General features: G+C 72.4%; 21 protein-coding genes and 1 tRNA gene. 17 read left to right on the forward strand and 5 right to left on the reverse strand.

Translation table 11 applies throughout. The features are described from left to right. The first annotated feature begins 136 nt into the window (after window positions 1-136). Together K7862_RS08395 and K7862_RS08400 are read left to right on the forward strand one after the other, a co-directional pair. Window positions 137-3010 (forward strand): bifunctional glycosyltransferase/CDP-glycerol:glycerophosphate glycerophosphotransferase, encoded by a 2874-nt coding sequence (locus K7862_RS08395; protein WP_222961815.1) that lies wholly within the window; start codon window positions 137-139, stop codon window positions 3008-3010. After that, window positions 3007-4149, forward strand: a complete 1143-nt coding sequence (locus K7862_RS08400; protein WP_308011902.1) for a glycosyltransferase — start codon at window positions 3007-3009, stop codon at window positions 4147-4149. The genes K7862_RS08395 and K7862_RS08400 overlap by 4 nt, the downstream gene beginning before the upstream one ends. On the opposite strand, the gene K7862_RS08405 is transcribed toward K7862_RS08400, so the two are convergent. Together K7862_RS08405 and K7862_RS08410 are read right to left on the reverse strand one after the other, a co-directional pair. Further along, entirely contained in the window at window positions 4083-6701 is a 2619-nt protein-coding gene (locus tag K7862_RS08405; protein WP_222961816.1) for a YfhO family protein, read from the reverse strand. The two genes, K7862_RS08400 and K7862_RS08405, sit on opposite strands and share 67 nt — an antisense overlap. Continuing rightward, on the reverse strand, window positions 6701-8887 hold the full coding sequence (locus K7862_RS08410) for a PIG-L family deacetylase (protein ID WP_222961817.1): 2187 nt from the start codon (window positions 8885-8887) through the stop codon (window positions 6701-6703). The genes K7862_RS08405 and K7862_RS08410 overlap by 1 nt, the downstream gene beginning before the upstream one ends. 317 nt (window positions 8888-9204) lie before the next feature. Here K7862_RS08410 and galE point away from each other — a divergent pair, with 317 nt between their 5' ends. From galE to K7862_RS08440, 6 genes are all read left to right on the forward strand, one after another. Further along, window positions 9205-10176, forward strand: coding sequence for a UDP-glucose 4-epimerase GalE (gene galE / locus K7862_RS08415; RefSeq protein ID WP_222961818.1), 972 nt, complete (start codon window positions 9205-9207; stop codon window positions 10174-10176). 43 nt (window positions 10177-10219) lie between these two features. Continuing rightward, window positions 10220-11353: a glutamate 5-kinase gene (gene proB / locus K7862_RS08420; protein WP_308011903.1), complete on the forward strand. Its 1134-nt coding sequence runs from the start codon at window positions 10220-10222 to the stop codon at window positions 11351-11353. Window positions 11354-11508: 155 nt separating this feature from the next. Continuing rightward, window positions 11509-12003: a DUF8830 family protein gene (locus tag K7862_RS08425; RefSeq protein WP_222961819.1), complete on the forward strand. Its 495-nt coding sequence runs from the start codon at window positions 11509-11511 to the stop codon at window positions 12001-12003. Window positions 12004-12078: 75 nt separating this feature from the next. After that, the gene (locus K7862_RS08430; RefSeq protein ID WP_222961820.1) at window positions 12079-13365 is read left to right on the forward strand and encodes a glutamate-5-semialdehyde dehydrogenase; all 1287 of its coding nucleotides are present in this window, start codon (window positions 12079-12081) and stop codon (window positions 13363-13365) included. A 106-nt stretch (window positions 13366-13471) separates the two neighbouring features. Continuing rightward, a complete protein-coding gene (locus K7862_RS08435; RefSeq protein ID WP_222961821.1) occupies window positions 13472-13891 on the forward strand; it encodes an SCO2583/SCO2584 N-terminal domain-containing protein in 420 nt (139 codons plus the stop codon). A gap of 64 nt (window positions 13892-13955) precedes the next feature. Then, window positions 13956-15095, forward strand: coding sequence for an SCO2583 family membrane protein (locus K7862_RS08440; protein WP_262412854.1), 1140 nt, complete (start codon window positions 13956-13958; stop codon window positions 15093-15095). On the opposite strand, the gene K7862_RS08445 is transcribed toward K7862_RS08440, so the two are convergent. Then, window positions 15019-16128, reverse strand: a complete 1110-nt coding sequence (locus tag K7862_RS08445) for a M48 family metallopeptidase (protein WP_222961822.1) — start codon at window positions 16126-16128, stop codon at window positions 15019-15021. The genes K7862_RS08440 and K7862_RS08445 overlap by 77 nt on opposite strands. A gap of 140 nt (window positions 16129-16268) precedes the next feature. Here K7862_RS08445 and K7862_RS08450 point away from each other — a divergent pair, with 140 nt between their 5' ends. The 8 genes from K7862_RS08450 to K7862_RS08485 all read left to right on the forward strand — a co-directional run bounded on the left by K7862_RS08450 (window position 16269) and on the right by K7862_RS08485 (window position 22925). After that, window positions 16269-16421, forward strand: coding sequence for a hypothetical protein (locus K7862_RS08450; RefSeq protein ID WP_222961823.1), 153 nt, complete (start codon window positions 16269-16271; stop codon window positions 16419-16421). Between the two features lies 1 nt (window position 16422). Further along, the gene (gene nadD / locus K7862_RS08455; RefSeq protein WP_222961824.1) at window positions 16423-17025 is read left to right on the forward strand and encodes a nicotinate-nucleotide adenylyltransferase; all 603 of its coding nucleotides are present in this window, start codon (window positions 16423-16425) and stop codon (window positions 17023-17025) included. 29 nt (window positions 17026-17054) lie between these two features. Continuing rightward, window positions 17055-18938, forward strand: a complete 1884-nt coding sequence (locus K7862_RS08460) for an LCP family protein (RefSeq protein WP_222961825.1) — start codon at window positions 17055-17057, stop codon at window positions 18936-18938. A gap of 148 nt (window positions 18939-19086) precedes the next feature. Beyond that, window positions 19087-19521: a ribosome silencing factor gene (rsfS, locus tag K7862_RS08465; RefSeq protein WP_222961826.1), complete on the forward strand. Its 435-nt coding sequence runs from the start codon at window positions 19087-19089 to the stop codon at window positions 19519-19521. Beyond that, window positions 19518-20171 carry a histidine phosphatase family protein gene (locus K7862_RS08470; protein WP_222961990.1) on the forward strand — a complete coding sequence of 218 codons (654 nt, stop codon included), beginning with the start codon at window positions 19518-19520 and terminating at the stop codon, window positions 20169-20171. The genes rsfS and K7862_RS08470 overlap by 4 nt, the downstream gene beginning before the upstream one ends. Window positions 20172-20318: 147 nt before the next feature. Beyond that, window positions 20319-20391: transfer RNA gene (locus K7862_RS08475), tRNA-Ala, on the forward strand. 236 nt (window positions 20392-20627) lie between these two features. After that, entirely contained in the window at window positions 20628-21266 is a 639-nt protein-coding gene (locus K7862_RS08480; protein ID WP_222961827.1) for a TetR/AcrR family transcriptional regulator, read from the forward strand. Window positions 21267-21371: 105 nt separating this feature from the next. Further along, on the forward strand, window positions 21372-22925 hold the full coding sequence (locus K7862_RS08485) for an MFS transporter (RefSeq protein ID WP_222961828.1): 1554 nt from the start codon (window positions 21372-21374) through the stop codon (window positions 22923-22925). Window positions 22926-23092: 167 nt separating this feature from the next. Here K7862_RS08485 and K7862_RS08490 read toward each other — a convergent pair whose 3' ends face one another. Further along, the gene (locus tag K7862_RS08490) at window positions 23093-24040 is read right to left on the reverse strand and encodes a helix-turn-helix transcriptional regulator (protein ID WP_222961829.1); all 948 of its coding nucleotides are present in this window, start codon (window positions 24038-24040) and stop codon (window positions 23093-23095) included. Between the two features lie 102 nt (window positions 24041-24142). Here K7862_RS08490 and K7862_RS08495 point away from each other — a divergent pair, with 102 nt between their 5' ends. Continuing rightward, a complete protein-coding gene (locus K7862_RS08495; protein ID WP_222961830.1) occupies window positions 24143-25627 on the forward strand; it encodes an MFS transporter in 1485 nt (494 codons plus the stop codon). On the opposite strand, the gene K7862_RS08500 is transcribed toward K7862_RS08495, so the two are convergent. Next, window positions 25606-26676, reverse strand: coding sequence for an alkene reductase (locus K7862_RS08500; RefSeq protein ID WP_222961831.1), 1071 nt, complete (start codon window positions 26674-26676; stop codon window positions 25606-25608). The two genes, K7862_RS08495 and K7862_RS08500, sit on opposite strands and share 22 nt — an antisense overlap. Between the last annotated feature and the right edge of the window lie 68 nt (window positions 26677-26744).

Consider the following 26744-nt stretch of genomic DNA (forward strand, 5'->3'; position numbering starts at 1 on the left):
GGCGGGTGATCCGGCGGGTGATCCGGGGGTGATCGCCCGCTGTCCTTCGGGCCCGGAAGCACCTGTCGAACATGGGTCCGACGGGTTGACAGTGGGCAAACAGTGGGGCAACGCCGCTCTTGTAGGATGACGCCTGATGAGCGAGAACATTGATCCTGTCGTCAGCGTCGTGGTCATCGTCTACAACGATGCCGAGCGCCTTCCGACCGCGGTGCAGTCCGTCCTGGACCAGACCCTGCACAGCGTCGAAGTGGTGATCGTCGACGACCACAGCCCCGACCGCAGTTTCGAGGTCGCCCAGGAACTGGCGGCGGCGCACCCCGGCAGGGTCCGCGCCTACCAGCTGCCCGAGAACAGCGGCGCCGGCGGTGAGCCCCGCAACCTCGGCATCACCAAGTGCGCCGGCCGGTACGTGATGTTCCTCGACAGCGACGACGTCCTGGAGCTGAACGCCTGCCGCAACATGCTGGAGGCCGCGCAGCGCACCGGCGCCGACATGGTGTCCGGGCTGTGCGTGCGCACCTTCCTCGACAGCCGCAACGGCAAGATCGACAAGTGGTACGAGTGGCTGTACCGCAGCACCCGGGTGCTGGACTCCGTTCTGGAGCTGCCCGACCTGTTCGTGTTCGACACCCTGTCCACGAACAAGTGCTACCGGCTGGAGTTCCTGCGCGAGAACGATCTGCGCTTCCCCAAGGGCCTGCTCTACGAGGACCTGTTGTTCGCGGCGCGCGCCTACCTGGCGGCGCAGCGGATCACGCTCATCCCCAACGAGGTCTACTACTGGCACGTCCGGGAGAAGGCCAAGGAGAAGTCGGTCACCAACCGCCGCCACGAGCTGACCAACTTCACCGACCGGATCGAGATCCACCGGCGGATCGACGGCCTGCTGCGCGACGGCGGCCACGACGAGCTGCGGCTCGCCAAGGACATCAAGTTCCTCAAGCACGACCTGGTCCTGCACCTGCGCGACCTGCCGTTCCGCGACCAGGGCTTCCGGCACCAGTTCGCCGAACTGGCCCGCGCCTACATGTCCGGCATGGACGACGCGGCCTACGACGCGCTGCTGCCGATCCACCGCATCTGCGCCTACCTGCTGATGCAGGAGGACTGGCCGAACCTGATCACCGCGGTCGACACGCTCATCAACCGCAGCAAGGTCTCCTCCACGCTCACCGAGCGCGACGGCCGCGTCTACTGGTGCGCCGAGCACCTGGACGACCCGCGCGCCCGGGAGATCCTGGACGTCACCGAACTCGGCTACCACGCCGCGACCGTCGACGCGATGGTGCTGCGCAACGCCCTCACCGCGTACGACCAGGACGCCAAGGGCATCCGGCTGGCCGGGCGGATCGTCAACCCGCTGGGCGTCATCCCGCCCGACGCGCGGCTCAGCGCCCAGCTGGAGTTCAAGGCGCGGCGCAAGTCGCTGCAGCAGTTCTCCTTCCCGGTGGACACGCTGCAGCACGAGGGCGACTTCATCGGCTGGTCCGCCCAGGCGGAACTCGCCAGCAAGCTGCGGCCGCTCGGCTTCATCGACGCCGTGTGGGACGTCCGTCTGGTGCTCAGCGTCAACGGCAAGAAGACCACCACGCGGCTCACCGTCGGCGACACCTCGCTGGAGGGCCGCGACCGCCTGCGGTCCCGGCCGCGGCTGACCCGGCTGGTGTCCGACACCCTGGAGCCGGAGATCTCGGCCAAGGGGCACCTGGCGTTCCAGCTCGTCGCGGCCGGTTCGATGAGCCGCCGCAGCCGCAAGGCCATCGACCAGGCGCTGCAGGGCGCGCCGGGCGCGGTGGCGCGGGCCGGCCTGCGCAAGGCCAAGCAGGTCCGCAAGGACCTGAAGTCCGGCGTCACCAAGATCCGCGCCTACCACGAGGTGTTCCTCAAGCTCCCGGTCCGCAAGGGCACGGTGGTCTTCGAGAGCCACCTGGGCAAGCAGTACAGCGACAGCCCGCGCGCGATCTACGAGGAGATGCGCCGCCAGGGCATCAAGTTCACCCCGATCTGGTCCTACGCGGGCAAGCCCGACGACTTCCCCAAGGACGCCGAACTCGTCAAGCGCTGGTCCTGGCAGTACCTGCGGGCCCTGGCCCAGGCCGAGTTCTGGGTGGACAACCAGAGCTACCCGATCAAGCTCGCCAAGCGTCCGGAGACCACGTACATCCAGACCTGGCACGGCTCGGCGCTGAAGAAGATGGGCTTCGACAGCCCCGAGTTCCGGACCAAGACCAAGGACCAGCAGGCGTCGCAGCAGGAGATCCTGGACCGCTTCGACCACTTCCTGGTCCGCACCGAGCACGACGTGCGCACCCTGGTCCCGGCGTTCCGGCTGCCGGAGTCCAAGGTCGTGCGCACCGGCTACCCGCGCAACGACGCACTGGTCGCCGCCTGGAAGGCGGAGACCGAGGGCGGCTCCCGGGTGCGCGGGCCGCTCGCCGAGGAACTCGGCATCCCCGAGGACCGCAAGGTGCTGCTCTACGCGCCGACCTTCCGCAGCGGCCCCGACGGACGGGTGCGGCGCTTCGAACCGCCCTTCGACGTCGAGGAGTTCGCCGACCGCTTCGGCGACCGGTACGTGCTGCTGATGCGGTCGCACTACCTCAACAACGTGGTACTGCCGCCGTCCGTCCGCGGCCGCGTGATCGACGTCAGCCGCATACACGACGTGACCCCGCTCTACCTGATGGCCGACGCGCTGATCACGGACTACTCGTCGGTGATGTTCGACTACGCGCTGCTCGACCGGCCGATACTGTTCTTCGCCTACGACCTCGACGAGTACGTCAACAGCCTGCGCGGCACGTACTTCGACCTGACGAAACACGCGCCCGGTCCGGTGCTGCAGGAGAAGGACGAGCTGTACGCGGCGCTGGACGACCTGTCCGGGACCGACATCGCCTGGGCGGACGCCCGCAAGCGCTTCGTCGCCGAGTACGGCGAGTACGACCGCGGCGACGCCGCGCGCCAGATCGTCGACCAGTTCTTCCGCCGCGGGAGCAAGAAGTGAACCGGGACATCTTCATCGTCTGCAACAGCGTGGACGAACTCGGCGGCATCACCACCTGGTCGCACCAGATGGCGGGGCTCTTCGCGGCCCGCGGCCACCGGGTGCACCTGGTCGGGATCACGCCGTCGACCGTGCGCCACAAGCTCGCCGACGACCTGCCGTACGACACCACCACGCTCTACGACGAGCACCCGCCGCAGGCGTGGTCGCCGCGGACCTTCAAGGACAAGGCCAACGTCAAGGCCCGCCGGATGCAGCAGAAGCGCCGGCAGGGCATGCAGGAGCAGGCCGACAAGATGTCGGCGATGTTCCGGGGCGCGGGTCAGGGCGCCGTCGTCATCGTCACCCAGGTCTGGGCGATGGAGTGGGTCAACCTCTCCGACACCTCCGGCCTGAAGGTGATCGGCATGAGCCACGAGTCGTTCGAGGCGTGCCGGCAGTCGTCGCGTTTCGCGCGCGTGCAGCGGCACTACAAGGACGTCGACCGTCTGCTGCCGCTGACCGCCGAGGACGCGGACCTGTGGATCCGGCAGGGCATGAACAACGTGGACTTCATGCCCAACCCGCTGCCGTGGGTGCCCGAGCGCACCTCGCCGCGCAGCGAGAAGGTCGTCACCACGGTGGCCCGGCTCGCGCAGGAGAAGGGCATCGACATGCTGCTCGACGCCTGGGCGATGGTCTCCCCGAAGCACCCCGGCTGGACGCTGCGGATCTACGGCGCCGGTGAGGACGAGCAGCTGCTGAAGCAGCAGGCGCACCGGCTCGACATCGACGGCACGGTGGAGTGGATGGGACGTACCGGCGACGTCCCCGGCGCGCTCTACGGCGCGTCCGTGTTCGCCCAGCCGTCCCGTGCCGAGGGCTTCCCGCTGACGCTGCTGGAGGCCATGGTCACCGGGCTGCCCTGTGTGGCCTTCGACGTCGCCCCCGGCGTCCGGGAGATCATCCAGGACGGCGAGGACGGCCTGCTCGCCCAGCCCGGCAACATCCAGGCGTTCGCCCGGCAGCTGGGCGTCCTGATGGGCGACCAGCAGCTGCGGGACACCATGGGCGAGCGTGCCGTCGTCAACATTCAGCGGTTCTCGGCGGACACCATCGTCAACCGCTGGGAAGAGCTCTTCGCCTTCCTGGAGCTCTGAACCCGGGTCCACACCGGGCGGCCCGCCACCCCGAGCAGTGCCAGCAGCCCCACCCCGCCGAGCGCCAGTCCCCTGGACAGGCCCGGCGGGGTGAAGCCGCACGAGACACGGGAGGCCCCGGCGCCGAGCGGCACCCCGATCAGCCCGCCGTAGGACACCGGCCGGTGGGCCCGGCCGCCGTCCGCGGAACAGCTCCAGCCGTCCACCGCCGGGGTGGTGATCACCGCGAACCCCCGGCTGCCGCGCGGCAGTTCGGCGCCGACCTGGTGCCCGCCGACGTGGATCGAGGTGGCGGCGGCGGCCCGGAGACGAGCGACCGCCGTGGCCAGTCGTGAGGTGCTGAGGCAGCCGAGCGCCTGCCGGGGGATCTCCTGCGGGCCGAGCCGTCCGGCCACCGCGATGTCGATGCGACCGCCTGCCGGGGTCACCCCGAGCGGCATCAGCGCGCTGCTGGTCACCGGACGGATGGCGTGCGAGGTGAGCTGCCGGCCCAGTCCCAGCACCCACCCGCGCAGCCACGGCGTGCTCACCCACACCTGGGTGCCCGGGGCGCAGGTCGCGGAGAAGTGCGTCCACGGCTGGCCCTTGCGGGCCTGCGGGACCAGCCAGGTCGAGCCGTCCGCGACCGGTGGGGCGCCGGCGGCCGGACGCAGGACCGGCACCTGGTAGACGCGTGAGCCCAGCAGTCGCTCCTGCCGGGCGAAGACGGAGTCGCCGGGCGATCCGCCGGCGGCCGGCAGCGCCGGGCGGACGGTGACCAGGGGTGCGGCGCCGCCGGTGGAGCGCACGGCGTTCGTGGTGCTCGGCAGGTAGGAGCCGATGCTCATCACGGCCCTGCTCACCGGGTCGCCGGGACTGATGGTGTGGCGGCCCTGGATGTACCAGCCCATGCCGAGCGACTGCATCAGCCGTGCGGTGACGGCGGGCACGTAACTGCTGTAGTAGGCGCCGCCCTCGGCGTCCACCAGCATGGGGTCGTTGTTCGCGAAGCGCTGCTGCCCGGGGTCGGTACGTGCGACCGGCCACGTGGCAGCCGTCCGCAACTGCCGGTACTCCGCCGCCGCCTGGGCGTTCATGGTGAGCTTCGGGGTGAACCAGGGGCTCTTGTCGCGGATGACGGTCGAGGCCCACACCGACTGCACCGAGCCGAGCAGGACGCCCGCCGCCAGCGCGGCCCCCAGCGTCCGGCGGACCCAGGGGGAGTGCCGGCGTCCGCGCACCCGCGTCAGCAGCAGCAGACCGGCGAGGAAGAACAGTCCGCCGCCGGCGACCGCCGGCCAGGTCTGGCCGTGCACCGCGGGCCGGCCGTGGACCAGCAGCACCAGGACGGCGAGCAGTCCGGCGCCGGGCAGCAGCGCGCGCGCTCCCGGCCGGGCGGCCAGGCACACCCACGCGGCCATCACGAGGATCCCGCTGAGCACGAACGCCGCCCGGTAGGGGCTGCCGTTGGGGACGGCCATGCCGTGCCAGAGCAGCACCGTCGGCTTCCAGACGAACGACAGCGCCACCAGCGCGGCCAGCACGTACCAGCCGACGCGTTCGCGCAGGGCCACCGCGCGGTGGAAGGGCAGCGCGGCGACCAGCAGCAGCACGAGCATGCCCGCGGCGATGTTCGGGGCGTTGAACGGCGCGCGCCCGGCGGGCAGGAGCTGCGCCAGGTAGTCCAGCGGCCCGAACGCCCGGGTGTACGGCATCGTCGGCGCGGGCTGCGCCGACCGGGTCGCCGCCAGGCTCACCGTCAGGACGGGCGCGGCGAGCAGGACGCCCACCCCTGCCATCGTGGCAGCCCGCAGCAGGACCCGCCCGGCCACCCGCGGGGGAGCGGCCGCGACGGTCAGCCGCAGCACCAGGACGAGCGCGGCGGCGAGCGTGGCCATCGCGCCGGTGTAGAAGTTGCCCACCCACACCGCCGCCACCAGCAGCACGCCGACCGCCCAGCGGCGCTCGCGCAGGCACCAGTCGGAGGCGATCACCAGCAGCGGCAGCCCGACCAGCCCCCACATCCACATCGGGTCCGGCGAGGCGTCGTTCACCGCCCAGGCGCACAGCGCGTACCCCACCGACAGCAGCGCCCGCAGCCACGGCGAGCCCGGGCGCAGGCAGCGCAGCGCCGCCGTCATGACGGCGGCGGCGAGCCCGGCGCTCAGCAGGGTCACCAGGAACACCGGGAAGTCGACCATGTGCCGGGGGAACAGGCCGGTCAGCCAGGAGAACGGGTTGCACAGGTAGGCGAAGAAGTCGGGCAGGAACGGCGTGCCGAACGCGCTGTTCCAGTTGAAGAACAGGTCGCCCGAGCCGGTGCCGTGCTGGAGGTCCCACAGGTGCGCGTGGAACGGCACGAACTGGTTGCCCAGGTCGTTGACCGCCCGCGAGCGCGGCCCGAAGGGGTACATGCCGTGCACGGCCATCGCCAGGCAGTACGCCGCCATGGTGAGCACGGCCGAGCCGAGCGCCGCCGCGGTCTCCGAGGTGCGCAGCGGCCGCAGGCCGATCCGCGGGACGCCGCGCGGGCGCGTGGTCACGGGGTGGGCCGTCGCCTCGGCGATCGCCATCACGCCGTCCTTCCGGTGCTGTGCGGTCCGGACGAGCCGGCCGCCCTGGTGACCGCGGTGCCGCCGCGGGCGTTCGGGACGGCCGGGGCCCAGCGGGCGGTGCCGCCCCCGGTGCCGCCGTCGTCGGGGCGCACCGTCCACAGCGCGCCGTCCGCGCCGACGGCCAGGGCAACCATGCGCCCCTGGGCGTCCTCGGCCAGCGCGGGTGCGTGGACGTGCGGGGCCGAACCGTGGGACCACGGGCCGAGCGCGGGTCCCGCGGTGGCGACCGAGACGCAGCCCGCCGAGTTGCGGGTGGCCAGCGCCACCGCGCCGGGCGCGGCCTGAGCCGGTCCGGAGTGCGCCATCGCCACCCGCCCGAAGCCGCCGCCCGGCTCGCTGAGGGCCAGCGGCCGCGCGGTGCCGCCGGACGCGGGCAGTTCGGCGAGCGTCACCAGGGCCGAGCGTGGCTCGCGGTAGGCCAGCCGCACCGAACCGTCGTGCATCGCCAGAGCGCTTATCGGACCGGAGGAACCGGACAGCCCGGTGGGCCGGGCGAGCGCGAACGGCCGCCCCCGGCCCGGGGAGGTCCAGTGCAGGATGCTGCGCTGGCCGGGCGCGAACACATGGGCCCGGCCGGCCGAGTCCACGGCCACCCCCAGCCCGTCCAGCACCCGCACGCCCGACTCGGCGGCCTTCGGCAGCCGCGCCCAGTGCGACCACACGCCGTGCGGTGACTGGACGCGCACGCTGACGCCGCCCGCCTGGTCGCGGACGGCCAGATACACCGAACCGTCGGGGCCGGCGGCCGCCTCGGGGAAGCCCATCTCCATGGAGGCCACCGGGTTCACCTCGCTGGTGCCCAGGCTCACCCAGGCCGAGAACAGCGGCCGGCCGTCCCGGGCGGTGCCGGTCTGCACCGCGGTGACCACCTCGCGGTGGTGGACACCCGTCCCGCGGGTGTCGGGCAGATGGGTCCTGACAGAGAAGAGCTGCAGTGCGCCGCCCTCGCGGACGACCACCGAGACCTGGCCCTCCAGGCCCCGGCCCTCCAGCGGGACCGGCCCGGCCCACTGCCCGCCGCCCGCCGTCGTCTCGTACCAGACCACGGCCTGGCCGCTGAGCAGCGCGAAGCCGGCGAGCCTGCCGTCGGTGGTGCGGGCGGCCCACGAGGAGGCGCCGGGCGCGCGGTAGCGGGTGCTCTGCACCCACGCGCCGTGCAGCGCGCCGCCGCCCACCTTCAGGTCGCCGCACCCCGACGGGTCGCCGCAGCTTCCGTGGTCGCTCCAGCCGTAGACGTCCAGCAGACGGGCCTTGTGGCGGACGGCCGTGCCGTCGAGGTTCCACGGCAGGTGGGCGTTGACGTACCCCAGGTAGTGCTCGACCGACATCTGCGGCCGGGCCTGCGTCGCCCAGTGGGCGGCGAGCGCCTGCTGCACGAAGTAGGTGGCGTGGGTGTGGTCCTGGTGGTCGTAGTACGCCAGGCCGTGACCGGGCGCGTAGCCGCGGTGGCCGGTGTGCACCGGGTCGTGCTCCGGGTTGGGGTCGAGGGTGCGGACCACAGTCGGCCGGTACTCGCGCAGTATGGCCTGCAGGCACGCCACCAGCCGGGTCCGGGTGACGTGGGTCGCCTGCCGCATCGGCGAGTGCGCGGGCAGCAGTTGGGGGAGTGAGAGCACCGCGTTCTGCCACAGGCCCTTGAGGCTCTGCGGCCGCCAGGCCGCCACCCCGCGGGCCTCGACCAGCGCCAGGAACAGCAGCTGGACGTGCGGCGCCGCGCGCAGGCTGTGGAGTTCGGCCTCCCAGCCGCTTATCGGCCGGACGACCCGCACGTCCCAGGGGCTCGTCTCGTCGCCGGTGGCCATCACCGCGTGCGCGCGCCGCAGCCCGTTCATCCGGGCGCGGACGAAGCCCGGACGGTCGGGCCTGGCGTGGCGGGCACGCGGGTCGTGCGGGGCGAAGTTGCGGCCGTCGGCCTCGCCGCCGGTCAGACAGACCGTCAGCACCGTGTGCCCGGCGGCGATCTCCTGCTCGGCGTCGGGGTTCATGAAGTACAGCCCGTCGTCCGGGTGGGCGACGAACTGCACGACCGTGACCGGCGACCCGCCGGTGGCCACGGGGAGCTGGACACCCTCACCCGGCACCGGGACGATCCGGCCGCCACCGCTTCCCGTGCCACCGCCGCTCCAGCGGTGCAGAGTGGCCACGGCGGCTCCTGACATCCCGGCGACTCCTGCGGCGAGCACCCCCCGCCTGGCGATCCGCGAGGATCGCCCCCCATGCCGCGACATGCTCTCATGACCTCCGATAAGGCGCATACATCCCTGTTCACGACATGCGCCACGATGAGTGATCATTCGCCGGAACAGGGGATGTCGACCGTTCACACACGACTTCCGATCTGTTTGACGGACATTCACTGAGGCGCGTTGTCCGGAGGTGGGTCATGGTTCGGTAACGGCCGTCACGCCAGCCCCAGCAGGCGCCAGGGAGGGCGGTCCGGGGCGGCGGATAGACTGGCCGAATGACCTGGATGATCACTGGCGGCGCCGGCTACATCGGCTCGCACGTCGCGAAGGCACTGGCCGACAGCGGACACCGGGTCGTCGTGTTCGACGACCTGAGCACCGGCGACCCGGCGCGGCTGCCCGAGGGCGTGCCGCTGGAGCGCGGGAGCGTCCTCGACCGCGCCGCGCTGGACCGCGTGCTGCGCGAGCACGAGGTCGAGGGCGTGGTGCACGTCGCGGCCAAGAAGCAGGTCGGCGAGTCCGTCGAGCGTCCCCTCTGGTACTACCGGGAGAACGTCGAGGGGCTGCGCACCGTCCTGGAGGCCGCCGCCGACGCCGGGGTGCGCCGGTTCGTGTTCTCCTCGTCCGCGGCCGTCTACGGGATGCCGGACGTGGACCTGGTGACCGAGCAGACCCCGTGCGAGCCGATGAGCCCGTACGGCGAGACCAAGCTCGCGGGGGAGTGGCTGGTCGGCGCGACCGGCCGGGCCCACGGCATGGCCACCGCGAGCCTGCGCTACTTCAACGTGGCCGGCGCCGCCCGCCCCGAACTCGGCGACCCCGGCGTGTTCAACCTGGTCCCGATGGTCTTCGAGCGGCTCACCCAGGGGAAGGCGCCGCTGATCTTCGGCACCGACTACCCGACCCCCGACGGCACCTGCGTGCGCGACTACATCCACGTCGAGGACGTCGCCGCCGCCCATGTCGCCGCCGTCCGCCGGCTCACCGAGGACCCGCAGGCCCGCCTGGTGCTGAACATCGGCACCGGCCAGGGCGTCTCGGTTGCCGAGATGGTCGCGCTCATCGCGGAGGTTTCCGGCCACACTGATCTCGAACCCGAGGTGGCGCCGCGCCGCCCCGGCGACCCGGCCCGGGTCGTCGCCTCGGCCGAGGCGATCACCAAGGAACTCGACTGGACGGCACAGCACGACGTCCGCTCGATGGTGACCTCGGCCTGGGCGGGCTGGCGGCTGCGGCACCCCGCGTAGGGCGGAGGTCGGGGCGGCAGACGGCGACACGAGGACGGCGCAGGTGACACCGGCGGCACGGCAGGACGTGGCGGAGGCCCGCAGGATTGTGGTGAAGGTCGGGTCGTCGTCACTGACTACGGCCTCCGGCGGGCTCGACGCCGACCGGGTGGACGCCCTGGTCGACGTGCTGGCCAAGGCCCGCGACGGCCGGGAGGTGGTGCTGGTCTCCTCCGGGGCCATCGCCGCCGGCCTCGCGCCGCTGGGCCTCGACCGCCGGCCGCGCGACCTCGCCCGGCAGCAGGCCGCGGCCAGCGTCGGCCAGGGACTGCTCGTCGCCCGCTACACCGCCTCCTTCGCCCGCTACGGGCTGCGCGTCGGCCAGGTGCTGCTCACCTCCGACGACGTCAGCCGCCGCACCCACTACCGCAACGCCTTCCGCACCCTGGAACAACTGCTGAGCATGGGCGCGCTGCCGGTCGTCAACGAGAACGACACGGTCGCCACCGACGAGATCCGCTTCGGCGACAACGACCGGCTCGCCGCGCTCGTCGCCCACCTCGTCCGCGCCGACCTCCTGGTCCTGCTCTCCGACGTCGACGGCCTGTACGACGGCGACCCCAGCACCCCGGGCACCAGCCGCATCGACGAGGTCACCGGTCCCGCGGACCTCGAAGGGATCTCCATCGGCAGCGCCGGCCGCGCGGGCGTCGGCACCGGCGGGATGGTCACCAAGGTCGAGGCGGCCGGGATCGCCACCGGCGCCGGGGTGCCCGTCGTGCTCACCTCGGCGGTGCACGCCGCCGACGCGCTGGCCGGGCGTCCCACCGGCACCTACTTCCACCCCACCGGCAAGCGCTCGGCCGGCCGCCTGCTCTGGCTGGCGCACGCCTCCGCACCGCGCGGTGCGCTGCGCCTGGACGCGGGTGCGGTCCGCGCGGTGACCGAACGCGGCAGTTCGCTGCTGCCGGCCGGACTGACCGCGGTCGAGGGCGAGTTCACCGCGGGCGACCCGGTCGACCTGCTCGACGAGACGGGCCGCGCGGTCGCCCGCGGGCTGGTCAACTTCGACGCCAGGGAACTGCCGCGGCTGCTCGGGCGCTCGACCCGGGACCTCGCCAGAGAACTCGGTCCCGCGTACGAACGCGAGGTCGTGCACCGCGACGACCTGGTGCTCCTGCGGGCCGCGCGCCGCTGATCGCCGGAGCCGGGCGCTCCTTCGGGGCTTCTTGGGGAAAACCGCCCCGCGGCCCCCGTGGGCCTGGTCAACTGGGGGGTGGATTCGATGCGCAGGGGCCGCCCGCACCGCCAGGCGGACGGTCCCGGGAACGTCACCCCCCAGGGAGGCCGCCGGTGAAACGAGGGCGTCCAGGGCCGTCGTCCAGGAGTGCCGCGGAGCGGGCGCTGGTCAGCGTCGACAGCGGTATCCCGGCACAGACGCGGCACGCACAGCACGGGCAGCAGGGGAACCACGAACCCTCCGGGCAGCAGGAGCCGGAGCAGCCGGCCACCCGGCTGTGGCACGTCACCCTCAGCGTCTCGGGCCCGATGGCGCCGCTGCCCGAGGTCAGACGGGGGCTGGAACAGCTCGCCCACGACCACCCCTTCCTGCTGACCAGCCGCTACGCCGGCGACCACGCCGAGATCCGGTACTGGGAAGAGGCCCGCGACCTGCACGACGCCGCCGCGCTGGCCCTGCGCCTGTGGGGCGAGCACCGGTCCACCGCGGGTCTGCCGCCGTGGGAGACGGTCGGCCTGGAGGTGATCGACCGCGAGACCTACCACCAGCGCCTCGCGGAGGGCTACGGTCCCGCGCCGGCCGTCCCGGTGGGCGTCCACCCGTTCTGAGCCGGGCCCCGGCAGGCCCGTCCCCCTGGTGGACAGCGGCGGCACGGCGGTCCGCCCACGCACTACCCTGCACTCATGGACCTGCCCTCGCCGCTGCCGAAGTCCCCCGTGATGCTCGCCGCCTACCGCGCCCGTGCCGCCGCGGGCGAGCTCGGGCCGCTGCCGCGGTCGGCCAAGGACGACGCCCTGGAGGCCATCGCCGACGCCCTGATCGTCCGCACCCAGGAGATCGTGGCCGCCAACGCCGAGGACGTGGCGCGCGGCGAGGAGGCCGGCACCAGCCCGGCGATCATCGACCGGCTGACGCTCACCCGCGAGCGGATCGCCGCCATCGCCGCCGACGTGCGGCACGTGGCGACGCTGCCCGACCCGGTCGGCGAGGTGCTGCGCGGCTCCACCCTGCCCAACGGCCTGGACCTGCGCCAGGTGCGGGTCCCGCTCGGCGTCGTCGGCATCATCTACGAGGCGCGGCCCAACGTGACGGTGGACGCCGCCGCGCTGTGCCTGAAATCGGGCAACGCGGTGCTGCTCCGCGGCTCCTCCTCGGCGTACTCCTCCAACACCGCCCTGGTGACGGTGCTGCGCGACGCGGTGGGCGGCGCCGGCCTGCCCGCCGACGCGGTGCAGCTGGTGCCGGGCGAGGGCCGTGAGTCGGTCACCGAGCTGATGCGGGCCCGCGGCATGGTCGACGTGCTCATCCCGCGCGGCGGCGCCTCGCTGATCCGGACCGTGGTCGAGGGTTCCACCGTCCCGGTGATCGAGACCGGCACCGGCAACTGCCACGTGTACGTGGACGCCGCGGCCGACATCGACATGGCCGTGGAGATCCTCGTCAACTCCAAGGCCCAGCGGCCCAGCGTCTGCAACGCCGCGGAGACCCTGCTGGTGCACCGCGACATCGCCGAGAGCTTCCTGCCGCGCGCCCTGGACGCCCTGGCCGACGCCGGGGTGACGGTGCACGGCGACGCCCGGATCGCGGCCGTCGCCGAGGCCTGCGGCAGCAAGGCCACCGTGGTCCCGGTCACCGCCGAGGACTGGGAGACCGAGTACCTGTCGTACGACATCGCGGCCGGGGTGGTGGACTCGCTGGACGAGGCCGTCGCGCACATCCGGCTGTGGTCGTCCGGGCACACCGAGGCCATCGTCACCGGCTCCCAGCCCGCCGCCCGCCGGTTCAGCCAGCAGGTGGACGCCGCCGCGGTCATGGTCAACGCCTCCACCCGGTTCACCGACGGCGGCCAGTTCGGCTTCGGCGCCGAGATCGGCATCTCCACCCAGAAGCTGCACGCCCGCGGGCCCATGGGACTGCCGGAACTGACCTCCACCAAGTACGTCGTCACCGGCGACGGTCACATCCGCTGACCGGCGGCTCGTCCCGTCCCACCCGCCCCACGGCCCTCGGTCGGGACCTGCGCGGGAGCTGGAATTCCCCTGCCCAAACAGCCAACTTCGGCACTACTCTGGACAGATGCCGGACGATGACGAGTTCGCCTCCGTAGTCCTCGACGAAGAATTCGTACGGTCTGCGCTGTTCCACGAGCCCACGGCCAGGGAACGGATGCTCGCCGTCGCCGAAGGTCCAGCGCTACCGCCCGCCAGGCCGGGACGGCACAGAAGCGAGTCCCGTCTCGTCCCGGAACTGGACGACACGGTGACCGGGACCGATGAGCTGTACGCCGCCGGTCATCCGTACCGGGGGAGCTCCACCCGGTGGCACCGGCCGGTCGCCTGGGCTCTGGCGGTCGTCATGGGCATCGGGGTGGTCGCACTCACCTTCGCCGCGGTCTACCGCGGGGCGGGCGGCACCCGGCAGCCCAGCGCGCCCTCCACGACCAGCCCGGTGGGCACCAGGACCATGCCGCCGGTGGCCACCACGCCACTGCCCTGATCCGGTGTCAAGTTGACCGGTACCGAGGCGTTTATTCGCACGCTCAGAGACTTAACCTTGTGATATGAGCGGGCCCGGAAATCCTCCCGAGGGCGCCCCCGAGGGCGCTCCGGGCGGCGACGACGAGTACAGATCCGTCGTGTTCGACGAGTCGTTCGTCCGGGCTGCCCGGATCCAGGAGTACTCCGCCCGTGAGCGGCTGGACGGCGCGGCCCGTGCGGTGCGGATCCGGCACGCGCTCCCGCGCTCGCTCGCCCGGCAGGCGTTCGCGCTGATCCTGCTGCTCGCGGTCGCCTTCGGCTTCGCCATCTACATGGGCGTCCGCCACCCCTACCACGCCGACTCCGGCGGCCCGCCCCCGCCGCTCGCGGTCTCCGTCACCCCGCTTGTCCCGGCCGGCACGGTGGCGGCGGTGTCCGCCGCCGATCCGTTCGCGGGGAGCCCGGCCGCGGCGTACCGCGTGGGGACGGACGGCATCCAGTTCCAGGGGGCCGAGCGGGTGGGCGGTTTCGCGGAGAGCGAGGTCATGCAGGCCTTCGCGACCATCAAGGACTACATCGGTGAGTCGTCGCTCGACCCCAAGGCGGTCACCGGCGGCGACGTGGGCGCGGTGCGCAACCTGCTCGACCCCGGGCAGCTCGACCAGTTCGAGGCCAGCGTCACCCGGCCGAGCGGTGACGGCAGCCATGAGGCCACCGGCTGGCTGGTGCGCTTCGACCCGGCCGAGCACCTCCAGCTCGTCGGCGGCGAGAACGGCGTGCGGGTCGACGGCTATGTGACCACCGGCCAGGTCAAGGACAGCGCGCTCGAGATCACCGCCGACCACACCTTCGTCTACGCGCTGCGCGGCCCGGGCAAGCCCGCGACGCCCGTCTCGCTGTTCACCGTGCGGCGGCGGATGCTGTTCCGGTTCAGCCACCAGGACCTGCAGCAGCGGCACATCCAGGTGGTCGACGCGCAGGTGGCCGCCGGGCCGCTGTCCTGCGGGGAGGGCGCGGAGGGCTACTTCCGTCCGATCCTGGCCGGCGGGCACGCCGTCGGCGGCATCGGCGGCGTGAACCCCTTCGCCAAGGACAGCCCGGTCGGGCCGGTGTGCGCGCCGCTGACCACCGCGGGCAGCGCGAGCCTCAGCCCGCAGGATCCGGCTCGGGCGACGGCCCTGACCCCGCCTCCGACGGCCCCTGGTTCCCGTTCGAGCCTGTGAACCGGTCGCGCAGCTTGCCGCCGAACTCGCCGGCGCCGTTCGACAAGTCGCGGATCAGTCCCATCAGCGGGTCCTTGCTCTGCTTCACCGTGTCGGCGTAGTGGGCCGCGGACTCCTTGAAGGCGTCGGAGACCGAGGTGTCCTTGTCCTCGGTGCGGCGGGCGTAGTGGCCGTCCATCAGCCGCTGGTAGTCGCGGGAGGCGGCCCACGTGCGCAGCTCGGCCGCGCGCACGGTGGTGAACGGGTGGCTGCGCGGCAGCACGTTGAGGATCTTCAGCACCGAGTCGCGCAGATCGCCCGCGGCCTCGTACTCGTCGGCCTGCTTGAGGAAGGCGTCCACGTTCATCTCGTGGAGGTGGTTGCCGCCGGCGATCTTCATCAGGCCGCGCATGGACGCCTGCAGGTCCTGGCCGACCAGCAGGCCCGCCCGGTCGGCGGACAGTTCGGACTTGCGGAACCACTCGCGCAGGGCGGTCACCAGGGCCAGCACCGCCAGGTTCCCCAGCGGGATCCAGGCGACGCGCAGCGCCAGGTTGGTCAGGAAGAGCAGTATCGTCCGGTAGACCGAGTGGCCGGACAACGCGTGGCCCACCTCGTGGCCGACGACCGCCCGCATCTCCTCCTCGTCCAGCAGCTCGACGAGGCCGGTGGTCACCACGATGATCGGCTCGTCCATGCCGATGCACATCGCGTTCGGCTTCGGGTCCTGAGTGACGTACATCAGCGGGACCTTCTCCAGGTCCAGGATGTAACAGGCGTCCCGCAGCATCGCGTTGAGGTGGGCGAACTGCTCGTCACTGACCCGCACGGAGTCGGAGAGGAAGAGCAGCCGCAGGCTCCGCTCGGGGAGCAGGCCGCTCAACGCCTTGAAGACGGTGTCGAATCCGCTGAGCTTGCGCAGCGCGACGAGCGCCGAGCGGTCGGCGGGGTGTTCGTACGCCCGTGAGGAGATGTCGGGGAACCGCCTGCGGGTGCGTCCAGGCAGCTTCTCGGTGCTGACCCGCCGCTCGTTCCGTTCGTTCGGCTCGGACATACTGGCCCAACCCCCTGATAGCCAACCGGTACATACTCTGGACGCGCGGTGCCGACGCGAAGTTCCCCCGGCGCCGCCCGTACGATGTGCCGAAGAGTGTCCCCCGTCCGTCCCCGAGTCCGCAAAGGGTCCCGTCGATCATGTCGAACGTCGCAGCCACCGCCCTGACCCCCCTGACCACCCTCGCGGAGGGCGGGCAGCACAACAGCCTCAGCCCCTACCTGACCGGGTTCGGCGCACTGGGTGTCCTGCTGATCCTCCTGTGGATCACCACCCGCTTCAACCGGGACTGACATGCCCCCCGGCAAGAAGCGCATCGGTGTGATGGGCGGTACCTTCGACCCCATCCATCACGGGCACCTGGTGGCCGCGAGCGAGGTCGTCAGCCTTTTCCACCTCGACGAGGTGGTGTTCGTGCCCACCGGGCAGCCCTGGCAGAAGGACGACCGCAAGGTGTCGCCGGCCGAGGACCGCTACCTGATGACGGTGATCGCCACCGCGTCCAACCCCCAGTTCTCGGTCAGCCGCAGCGACATCGAGCGCGGCGGCAACACGTACACCATCGACACCCTGCGTGACCTGCGGGCCGAGCACCCTGATGCCGACCTCTTCTTCATCACGGGCGCCGACGCGCTGTCGCAGATCTTCTCCTGGCGGAACGCCGAGGAACTGTTCTCTCTGGCACATTTCATCGGCGTCACACGTCCAGGGCATACGCTGTCGGACCCGGGCTTCCCCGAGGGGGGAGTGTCCCTGGTGGAAGTCCCGGCGCTGGCGATCTCCTCGACGGACTGCCGCCAGCGGGTGGCCAAGGGGGATCCGGTCTGGTACTTGGTTCCGGACGGTGTGGTGCGCTACATCGACAAACGCGCGCTGTACCGGGACGCGACCGGGTAGCGGCGACGAAACACACGAAGGGGTTCCTCGTGAACGACGCAAACCCCCACTGGCAACCTGCCGAGGGCGGTCCCGACGACGAGAGAGACCCTTACGCGCGAGAGCGTTACTACCAGCAGCAGCACTACGGTTACGACGCGTACGGACGCCCCCTCCAGGCCCCCCCGCAGCAGCAGGGCCAGGCGCCGCAGGGCAGGCAGCAGACCCAGCAGCCCCCGCAGACGTACAACGACCCGTACCAGGATCCGTCACCGTCCTCCTACGGCGGCCGCCAGCAGGGCTGGATCCCGCAGCAGCCCCAGCAGCCCTACTACGAGCAGCCCCAGCAGCAGGGGTACGACACCGGACAGCAGCCGGTGTACCCGCCCGGCGGGCAGCCCGGATACGACACCGGCCAGCACGCCGTTTACGACACCGGTCAGCACGCGGTCTACGACACCGGCCAGCAGCAGCTCTACGACACCGGGCAGCAGCCGGCGTACGACACGGGCGCGCACCCGGTGTACGACACCGGCCGGCAGGCGGCCTACGACACCGGGCAGCAGCCGGTGTACGACACCGGCCAGCACGCCGTGTACGAGACCGGACAGCACCAGGTGCCGCTCCAGGAGACCCGCGGCGGGCCCGCGCAGCACGAGCGGGAGGACTACCACACCGGGCAGTTCGCCTTCGTCGACGAGGAGTCGGACGACTCCGAGGAAGTCATCGACTGGCTGAAGTTCTCCGAGTCGCGCACCGAACGCCGCGAAGAGGCCCGCAGGCGCGGCCGCAACCGCAAGGTCGGCCTGGTGCTCGTGCTGGTGCTCGCCCTGCTGGGCGGCGCCGGCTACCTGTGGAAGGCCGGGAAGATCCCGGGCCTGGCCAAGGACAGGACCACCGCGGCGGCCCCCGGCGGCGCCCAGAAACGCGACGTCATCGTGGTCCACCTGCTGCCGGTCAACGGCGGCCCCAGCGACACCGCGCTGCTCGTCGACAACACCACCAAGGGCCGCGGCACCACCGTGCTCATCCCCAACTCCCTCCAGCTCACCGGGGACGACGGTTCCGGCACCACCCTCGACAAGTCCGTCGCGGACGGCGTCGGCCCGACCAGGGACTCGCTGAACGCCCTGCTCGGCACCGACATCAAGGGCAGCTGGCGGCTGGACTCGCCCTATCTGGAACTGCTGGTCGACTCCCTCGGCGACGTGTTCGTCGACACCAACGCCACCGTGAAGGGCACCGGCAAGGACAGCGGCCGCACGCTGGTCCAGCAGGGCAAGCAGACCGAGCTCACCGGCCAGGCCGCGGTGGCGTACGCCACCTACAAGGGTCCCGGTGAGTCGCAGACCGACCAGCTCAGCCGGTTCGGCCAGGTCATGCAGGCGGTGCTGAAGAAGATGCCGAGCGACGCCGCGGACGCCACCAAGACGATCCAGGGGCTCGCCCAGATCCTCGACCCGTCGCTGTCCGACCGGGAGCTCGGCGCCTCGCTCGCCGGTCTCGCGGAGCTGGCCAAGACGGGTGCCTACGACACGGCGATGCTGCCGGTGCAGAAGGACGGCTCGCTCAGCTCGCAGGCCACCGAGAGCGTCGTGAAGGACGTGCTCGGCGGCACGGTCAAGGAGTCCTCCGGCAGCTCGGCCCAGCCGCGCGTGCTGATCAGGGACGCCACCGGCACCTCCAAGTCCGCGCCGCTGGCCCAGGCCGCCATCGTCAACGGCGGCACCTACGCCTACGTGCCCGGCGGCAAGGCGAGCAGCTCGCAGGCCGCGTCGCAGGTGCTGTACGCCGACCCGGCCCGGCTCGCCGCGGCGAAGGACGTGGCGTCCACCCTCGGGCTGCCGGCCGGAGCGGTGAAGAAGGGCGCGGTCCCGTCGAACGCGGACGTCGTGGTGGTGCTGGGCAAGGACTACAAGCCCAGCGCGGACTGAGCGGACCCGGCCGCCGGCCGGGACGAGGCCCGCGGCACCCCTCCTCGGGGGGTGTGCCGCGGGCATATCCGTCCGGAAACCGGTCGGGCACTGTCCGAGGGGCGTGAGACCCTGGAAATGACGAGTCCCCGACCGGAAAGCCGCACCTGTGACCGCCACTGACCGTTCCATCGAGCTGACCCGCGCCGCAGCGCAGGCCGCGGCCGACAAGCTCGCGCACGACATCATCGCCTACGACGTCAGCGACGTGCTCTCCATCACCGACGCGTTCCTGGTCGCCTCGGCGCCCAACGACCGGCAGGTCAGGGCCATTGTCGACGCGATCGAGGACTATCTGCTCAAGGAGCTCGGCGCCAAACCGGTACGGCGTGAGGGCGAGCGGGACGGCCGCTGGGTGCTGCTGGACTACGTCGACATCGTCGTGCACGTCCAGCACTCCGAGGAGCGGGTGTTCTACGCCCTGGAGCGCCTGTGGAAGGACTGCCCGGAGATCGAGCTGCCGCCGGACGCGGTCGCCACCCGGGGCAAGGCCGCCGAGCACGCCCAGGCGATGGCGGCCGACGCCGAAGGGGACCTGCGCTGAACGCGGCCAGGACCGGCCGGGGCCGCCGCATCGTCCTGTGGCGGCACGGCCAGACCCAGTGGAACCTGGAGCAGCGCTTCCAGGGCACCACGGACATCGCGCTCACCGAGACCGGCATCGCCCAGGCGCGGCGTGCGGCCCGGCTGCTGGCCGCGCTGAACCCCGACGCGATCGTCTCGTCCGACCTCAGCCGGGCGGCGAGCACCGCCGCCGAACTGGCCGCAATCACCGGCCTTCCGGTCACCCACTACGAGGGCCTGCGGGAGACCTACGCGGGCGTGTGGCAGGGCCTGACCCACACCGAGATCAACGAACGCTACGGCGACCAGTACGCGGCCTGGAAGCGCGGGGAGCCGGTGCGGCGCGGCGGCGGGGAGCTGGAGACCGAGGTCGCCGACCGGGCCGCTCCGGTGGTCCTGGCGGCCGTGGACAAGCTGTCCGACGACGGGGTGCTGGTCGTGGTCAGCCACGGCGGCACGATCCGCACCACCATCGGCCGGCTCATCGGCCTGGACCCGGTCAGCTGGGAGTCCCTCGGCGGGCTCTCGAACTGCTGCTGGTCGGTGCTCGGCGAGGGCGTCCGCGGCTGGCGGCTGACCGAGCACAATGCGGGCACGCTGCCCGAGCCGGTCCTCGGCGACGACACCTGATCCCTCGCGAACGGTCCGGCACGGGCGCCGGACCGCTCGCGGCCGGGTGCCGGGAGGCTCCCCCGACCGGCCGGAGCGGGCCGATTTCGTTTCCGGTCCGTGCACCGGCTATGCTTCTTCCCGTCGCCCGGGGAACGGGATCGGCAAGGGGCTGTAGCTCAGTTGGTAGAGCGCTTGCATGGCATGCAAGAGGTCCGGGGTTCAATTCCCCGTAGCTCCACAATCATCACGGCGTCACCCGAACGGGTGGCGCCGTTCTCGTTGTGCGGGGCGTGTGGCCGTCGGCCCGCCCCGCTCCTCCCAGCCTCCCAGGCGTATGGCGCAGGTCACATCGGACGCGTGAAATATCCGGGGACTGCTTCCCCGTTACATGCACGTGAATGAAAATCCGGGGGCTTCGTCCCCGGTTACCTGACCAACCACCACCGCACCACCCTGTCGAGAGGAGGACCCGCCATGACCATCACCGCCGACACGACGGAGACGGCACCGCGCCGGGCCCCTCGTATGCGTACGGACGCGGCGCGCAACCGGGAGCGGATCCTGGCCGCGGCCCGCGAGATGCTCGTGGAGCAGGGACCGGACGTCCCCTTCGACGACATCGCGCGTCGGGCCGGCGTCGGCAACGCGACGCTCTACCGGCACTTCCCCGACCGGCACGCACTGCTGCGCGCCGTGCTCCTCTTCGTCATGAGCCGGACGGCGGACACGGCCGAGGCCGTCGCCGCCCGGGAGACCGACCCCTTCACCGCGCTGAGCGGCTTCGCCCACGCGGCGGTCGACGAGCGCGCCGCGGCGTTCTGCGGCATGTTCCCCGCCGGGGAGCGCCCGGAGGTCACGCCCGAGATGTACGCCGAGTACGCACGGTTCCAGACCGCCCTGGAAGGGCTGATGGAACGGGCCCGCGAGGCGGGGCGTCTGCGCCCGGACATCACCCAGACCGACTTCATGATCGCCGTGTCGCAGCTCAGCCGCCCGCTGCCGGGCCTGGAATGCGAGGGCGCCGACTGCCACCGGCGTCTGGACCTGTTCCTGGACGGACTGCGCCCGCGGTCCGCCGACTCCGGATCCGGCCCCTCGAACCCCTCCTCGTAGACCACCCGCGGCCCCTGGCCGCGCGGCGTCGCCCCTTGACCTTGAACGACCGAATAACGACCGAACCTCACCCGTGCCCGCGGGCACACCTAGGTGGATATCCCCATGTCTCAAACCGCCGCACACCGGCTTCAGGGCGCCGGCGCCAACAACCGCTGGAAAGCCCTGGTCTTCATCTCCCTCGCCCAGTTGATGGTCGTCCTCGACTCGACGATCGTGAACATCGCCCTGCCGAGCGCCCAGCACGCGCTGGGCATCTCCGACGCCAACAAGCAGTGGGTCATCACCGCCTACGCACTGGCCTTCGGCGGGCTCCTGCTCTTCGGCGGCCGGCTCGCCGACCTGTGGGGGCGCAAGCGCACCTTCGTGGTCGGCCTGACCGGCTTCGCCCTCGCGTCCGCCGTCGGCGGCGCCGCGGCCAACGAGGCGATGCTGCTCAGCTCGCGTGCCGCGCAGGGCCTGTTCGGCGCGCTGCTCGCGCCCTCCGCGCTCTCGCTGCTCGCGGTGACCTTCACCGACGCCAAGGAACGCGCCAAGGCGTTCGGCATCTTCGGCGCGATCGCGGGCGGCGGCGGCGCCGTCGGCCTGCTGCTCGGCGGCGTGCTCACCGAGTACCTCAACTGGCGCTGGACCTTCTTCGTCAACGTGCCCTTCGCGGTGATCGCCGCCCTCGGCGCGTACTTCGTGATCCGTGAGCCCGAGGGCACCCGGAACCGGTCCTCGCTCGACATCCCCGGTGTCGTGCTGGCCACCCTGGGCCTGGTCTCGCTGGTCTACGGCTTCACCCGCGCCGAGACGGCCGGCTGGTCCGCGACCTCGACCATCGGCCTGTTCGTCGCGGCCGGCGTCCTGCTGGTCTCCTTCGCCCTGGTCGAGTCCCGGGTCAAGGCGCCGCTGCTGCCGCTGCGCGTGGTCAGCGAGCGCAACCGCGGCGGCACGTACCTGTCGCTCGGCCTGGCCATCATCGGCCTGTTCGGCGTGTTCCTGTTCCTGACCTACTACCTGCAGGTCGTCCAGGGATACTCGGCGATCAAGACCGGCTTCGCCTTCCTGCCGATGGTGGTGGCCTTCGTGGTCGGCTCCACGCAGATCGGCGCCCGGCTGGTCACCCGCCTTCCGGCACGCGCGCTGATGGCGCCCGGCTTCGCGCTCGCCGCGGTGGCCATGCTGCTGCTGACGCGCCTCCAGGTCGGCTCGTCCTACCCGGGCGTGATCCTGCCGGGTCTGGTGCTGCTGGGCCTGGGCATGGGCTCGGCCTTCATGCCGGCCATGTCCCTGGCCACGCAGGGCGTCCAGCCGCGTGACGCGGGTGTCGCCTCCGCGATGGTGAACACCTCGCAGCAGGTCGGCGGGGCCATCGGCACTGCGCTGCTCAACACGGTCGCCGCCTCGGCGACGACCACGTACCTGGCCGCCCACGCTACGCACGCGGCGGGCTCGGCGGGCGCCCAGCGGCTGCTGCAGTCGCAGTCCCTGGTGCACGGATACACCCACGCGATCTGGTGGGCCGTCGCCATCGAGGCCGTGGCCTCGCTCATCGCGCTGACCTTCGTCAACGCCCCCCGCCCCAGCACCACGATCGTGGCGTCCAGCAGCGGGACCGGCACCGGCGCCAAGGACGCGCAGGACGAGGTGCAGCTCCCGGCGGCGATGCACTGAACCGCCCGGCCCGGCCGTCTGCGGACGGCCGGGGCGACGACGACGCGGGTGGGGCAGGAGCCGAGCGGCTCCCGCCCCACCCGCGTCCTCGTGCGGTGTGCGTGGCGGTCCGGCGGCGGTCCGGCGGGGACAGTCCCAGGAAAGGACCGGCCCGGGAGGAGGCCGGGTCAGGACGACGCGGTGACCGGCGCCGCCCCGGCGCCCCGCTGCTCGCGGGCGGCCTTCTCGGCCAGGACCACCGACAGCGGGCGGCCGTGCACCGAGCAGCCGATGACCGGGTCGTCGATGGCCCGCAGGCGCTCGATCCTCTCGCGGTCCTCCTCGCCGACCGGCGTGTAGGCGATGATGCGGTGCTCGGCCATCCCGTCGATGGACAGCGAGTTCGACGACAGGTGGATCAGACCCACGGCGTCGTGCCGGAACAGCTTCACCCGGCTTCCCGGCGCCGCCACGTCCCCGCTCGCCCAGAGCTGGGCGAACCGCGGGCTCTCCTCGACCATCATCGCGATGAACCCCTCCCAGGCCGGCTCGCCGACGTGGCGTCCGTAGGAGTGCCGCAGCTGCGCCACCATCCACGGCAGCTCCACGCCGCTGTTGACGAAGGTCGAGCAGCACTCGGGGATGACGCACAGCTTGTAGAGGACGTTGCGCTCCCGCCGCGCCACCAGGCTCGTCATCGGCCACATCACCCGGTAGGCGGCGTTGGACGCCTGCACGTCGTAGCGCGCGTTGTAGACGGCCGCCGGCAGCGGGTCCAGCGCGTCCAGGATCGCCAGGACCTCCTTGCCGACGACCTCCTCGTCGGAGACCGGCTCGCGTACGAAGGGGATGCCGGCCAGCCGGTACAGGTGCTCGCGCTCGGTCGCGTCGAACTGCAGCACCCGGGCCACCGCGTCCAGCACCTGCACACTGGCGTTGATGGGACGGCCCTGTTCCAGCCACGTGTACCAGGTCACCCCGACCCCGGCGAGCTGGGCCACCTCCTCCCGGCGCAGGCCCGGGGTGCGGCGCCGCAGGCCGGGCGGCATGCCGACGTCCTCCGGCGAGATCCGGGCACGGCGGCTGCGCAGGAACCCGGCGAGCTCGGTCCGGCGGGCTGTCTGGGAATGCGGCATGTGTTCCATGGTCGCCGGGCGGGCGGTCCCGTGCCAGGTGCTGGCAGTACCAGGATCAGTGGGCTCTCGTTACCGGTACTCGGCCGCCAGCACGCTGGTCCCATGACCGACACCGCAGTGACCGCAGCACCGTCCACCCGGAGGGCGGCCGTCCCCGGCGGGCCCGCCGCCGGCCGGTCCGGGCCGCGGCCCGGACTGCTGCTCGCCATCATCCTCGCGGGGCAGTTCATGGCCCTGCTCGACGTCTTCATCGTCAACGTCGCCGCTCCCACCATCCGCACCGATCTGCACGCCTCGGGCGCCGGGCTGCAACTGGTGATCGCCGGCTACACCATCGCCTACGCCGTGCTGCTGATCACCGGGGCGCGGCTGGGCGACCTGCTCGGCCACCGGCGGCTGTTCCTCGCCGGGCTGGCCCTGTTCACCGTCTCCTCGCTGGCCTGCGGTCTCGCGCAGAACACCGGCGAGCTGATCGGCTTCCGGTTCGCGCAGGGCACCGGCTCGGCACTGATGATCCCGCAGGTGCTGAGCCTGCTCCAGATCACGTTCGTCGGCGAGGCGCGGACCCGCGCGATGAGCGTGTACTCCGCCGTGCTGGCCTCCGGCGCCGCGCTCGGCCAGTCGCTCGGCGGCGTGCTGGTCAGCGCGGACCTGTTCGGCACCGGCTGGCGGCCGGTGTTCCTGGTCAACGTCCCGATCGGCGTGCTGATGCTGGTGGTGGCGCCGCGCGTGCTGCCCCGCGACACCCGCAGCGCCCCGGAGCGGCGGCGCGGCCTCGACCTGCCGGGCCTGCTGGTGCTGGCCGCCGCGGTGACGTTGTTCACCGTGCCGCTGGTGCTCGGCCAGGAGGAGGGCTGGCCGGCCTGGGGCTGGGTGTGCCTGGCCCTGAGCGTGGTGCTCTTCGCGGTCTTCACCGTGCTGGAGACGCGGCTGGCCCGGCGCGGCGGCGCCCCGCTGGTGTCGGTGCGGGTGCTGCGCGCCCCGGGCATGACGCGGCTCATCGCCGTCGTCGTGCTGACGATGGCGGTCAACGCGGGCTTCCTGTTCGCGGTGGCCCTGCACCTGCAGTCCGGCCTCGGCTTCAGCGCGCTGCGCACCGGCCTGACCTTCGCCACCTGCGCGGTGACCTTCGGCGGCATCGGCCTCACCTGGCGCCGCCTGCCCGTCGGCTGGCGGCGGTGGATGGGCGCGGCCGGCATGGCCGTCGCGGCGGTCTGCCTGGCCGTGCTGGGACTGGCCCTGCGCGGCGGCGGCGACGGCGGCCCCTGGCTGTACGTGGCGCTGCTGGGCCTGGGGCTCGGCCTGGGGCTGAGCTTCAGCCCCAGCTTCACCCTGGCGCTGGCCACCGTGGCGCCGCAGGACGCGGCCGACGCCAGCGGTCTGCTGGCCACCATGACGCAGCTCGGCCAGCTGATCGGCGTCGCGACCCTGGGCACCCTGTTCCTGAACCGGCTGCAGGGGCCCGGCGTGCACGCCTCGGCCCACGCCTTCGCGGTCACCTCGGTGGCGCTGGTGGCGGTGTGCGCGGCCGGTGTGCTGGTCGCGGCGCTCCGGCGGCGTCCGGGTCAGGCGCCGAGCGCCGGATAGTCGGTGTAGCCGCGCTCGCCGCCGCCGTAGTAGGTGGCGCGGTCGGGGGTGTTGAACGGCCCCCCGGCCCGCAGCCGGCGCGGCAGGTCGGGGTTGGCCAGGAACAGCGTGCCGTAGGACACCAGGTCGGCGGTGCCGTCCTCGACGAGTGCCAGCTCCTGCGGGCCCGAAGGGCGGCCCACTGTGCGGGCGTTGAGGATCAGCACCCCGCCGAACCGCTTGCGCAGCTCCAGGGTCAGGTTCCGCTCCCCGGTCTCCATGATGTGCAGGTAGGCGGGACCGACCGGCTCCAGCGCGCGCAGCAGCGCCAGATACGTGGGCGCGGGGTCCGGCTCGTCGATGTCGCCCAGGGTGTTGCCGGGGGACAGCCGCAGACCCGTGCGATGGGCGCCGACGGCGGCGGCCACGGCCGTCACCACCTCGGCGGCGAAGCGGGCCCGGGACTCGGGGTCCCCGCCCCAGGCGTCGGTGCGGGTGTTGGCGTTGGGGGCGAGGAACTGGTGGAGGAGATAGCCGTTGGCGCCGTGCACCTCCACCCCGTCGAAGCCGGCCGCGATCGCGTTGCGGGCGGCGCTGACGTGGTCGGCGACGGTCTGCCGGATGCCGTCCTCGTCGAGCGGTTCGGGCACCACGAACTGCCGCGGCCCGTCCGCGGTGTACACCTGCCCGCGGGCGGCCACGGCGGAGGGACCGACCGGGGTGAGGCCGCCGGGCAGCAGCGAGGGGTGGCCGATCCGGCCGGTGTGCATGAGCTGGGCGAAGATCCGGCCGCCCGCGGCGTGCACCGCCTCGGTGACCGCCCGCCAGGCGGCGACCTGGCCGTCGCTGTGCAGGCCAGGGGTGTCGGGGTAGCCCTGCCCGACGGCCGAGGGCTGGATCCCCTCGGTGACGATCAGCCCGGCCGAGGCCCGCTGGGCGTAGTACACGGCGGTGGCCGCGGTCGGGCTGAGGCCGGGGCCGTGCGCGCGGCTGCGGGTCATCGGCGCCATGGCTATCCGGTTGGCCAGACGCAGGCCGCCCAGGTCGATCGGGTCGAACGCGGTGGTCACGGCGGTCTCCAGGCTCGTCCGGCGGCCGGCCGGGCCGGCTCCGGTGCGGGTGTTCCTCGGGCCGTTCG

Source organism: Actinacidiphila acidipaludis (genome assembly GCF_019890725.1).
Taxonomy (GTDB): Bacteria; Actinomycetota; Actinomycetes; order Streptomycetales; family Streptomycetaceae; genus Actinacidiphila; species Actinacidiphila acidipaludis.

What these genes read in the sequence shown, in the direction of transcription:
- K7862_RS08395 (WP_222961815.1), top strand. Translation starts at nt 137, where the DNA reads ATGAGCGAGAACATTGATCCTGTCGTCAGCGTCGTGGTCATCGTCTAC.
- K7862_RS08405 (WP_222961816.1), bottom strand. Translation starts at nt 6,701, where the DNA reads ATGGCGATCGCCGAGGCGACGGCCCACCCCGTGACCACGCGCCCGCGC.
- galE (WP_222961818.1), top strand. Translation starts at nt 9,205, where the DNA reads ATGACCTGGATGATCACTGGCGGCGCCGGCTACATCGGCTCGCACGTC.
- K7862_RS08430 (WP_222961820.1), top strand. Translation starts at nt 12,079, where the DNA reads ATGGACCTGCCCTCGCCGCTGCCGAAGTCCCCCGTGATGCTCGCCGCC.
- K7862_RS08435 (WP_222961821.1), top strand. Translation starts at nt 13,472, where the DNA reads ATGCCGGACGATGACGAGTTCGCCTCCGTAGTCCTCGACGAAGAATTC.
- K7862_RS08440 (WP_262412854.1), top strand. Translation starts at nt 13,956, where the DNA reads ATGAGCGGGCCCGGAAATCCTCCCGAGGGCGCCCCCGAGGGCGCTCCG.
- K7862_RS08445 (WP_222961822.1), bottom strand. Translation starts at nt 16,128, where the DNA reads ATGTCCGAGCCGAACGAACGGAACGAGCGGCGGGTCAGCACCGAGAAG.
- K7862_RS08450 (WP_222961823.1), top strand. Translation starts at nt 16,269, where the DNA reads ATGTCGAACGTCGCAGCCACCGCCCTGACCCCCCTGACCACCCTCGCG.
- nadD (WP_222961824.1), top strand. Translation starts at nt 16,423, where the DNA reads ATGCCCCCCGGCAAGAAGCGCATCGGTGTGATGGGCGGTACCTTCGAC.
- K7862_RS08480 (WP_222961827.1), top strand. Translation starts at nt 20,628, where the DNA reads ATGACCATCACCGCCGACACGACGGAGACGGCACCGCGCCGGGCCCCT.
- K7862_RS08485 (WP_222961828.1), top strand. Translation starts at nt 21,372, where the DNA reads ATGTCTCAAACCGCCGCACACCGGCTTCAGGGCGCCGGCGCCAACAAC.
- K7862_RS08490 (WP_222961829.1), bottom strand. Translation starts at nt 24,040, where the DNA reads ATGCCGCATTCCCAGACAGCCCGCCGGACCGAGCTCGCCGGGTTCCTG.
- K7862_RS08495 (WP_222961830.1), top strand. Translation starts at nt 24,143, where the DNA reads ATGACCGACACCGCAGTGACCGCAGCACCGTCCACCCGGAGGGCGGCC.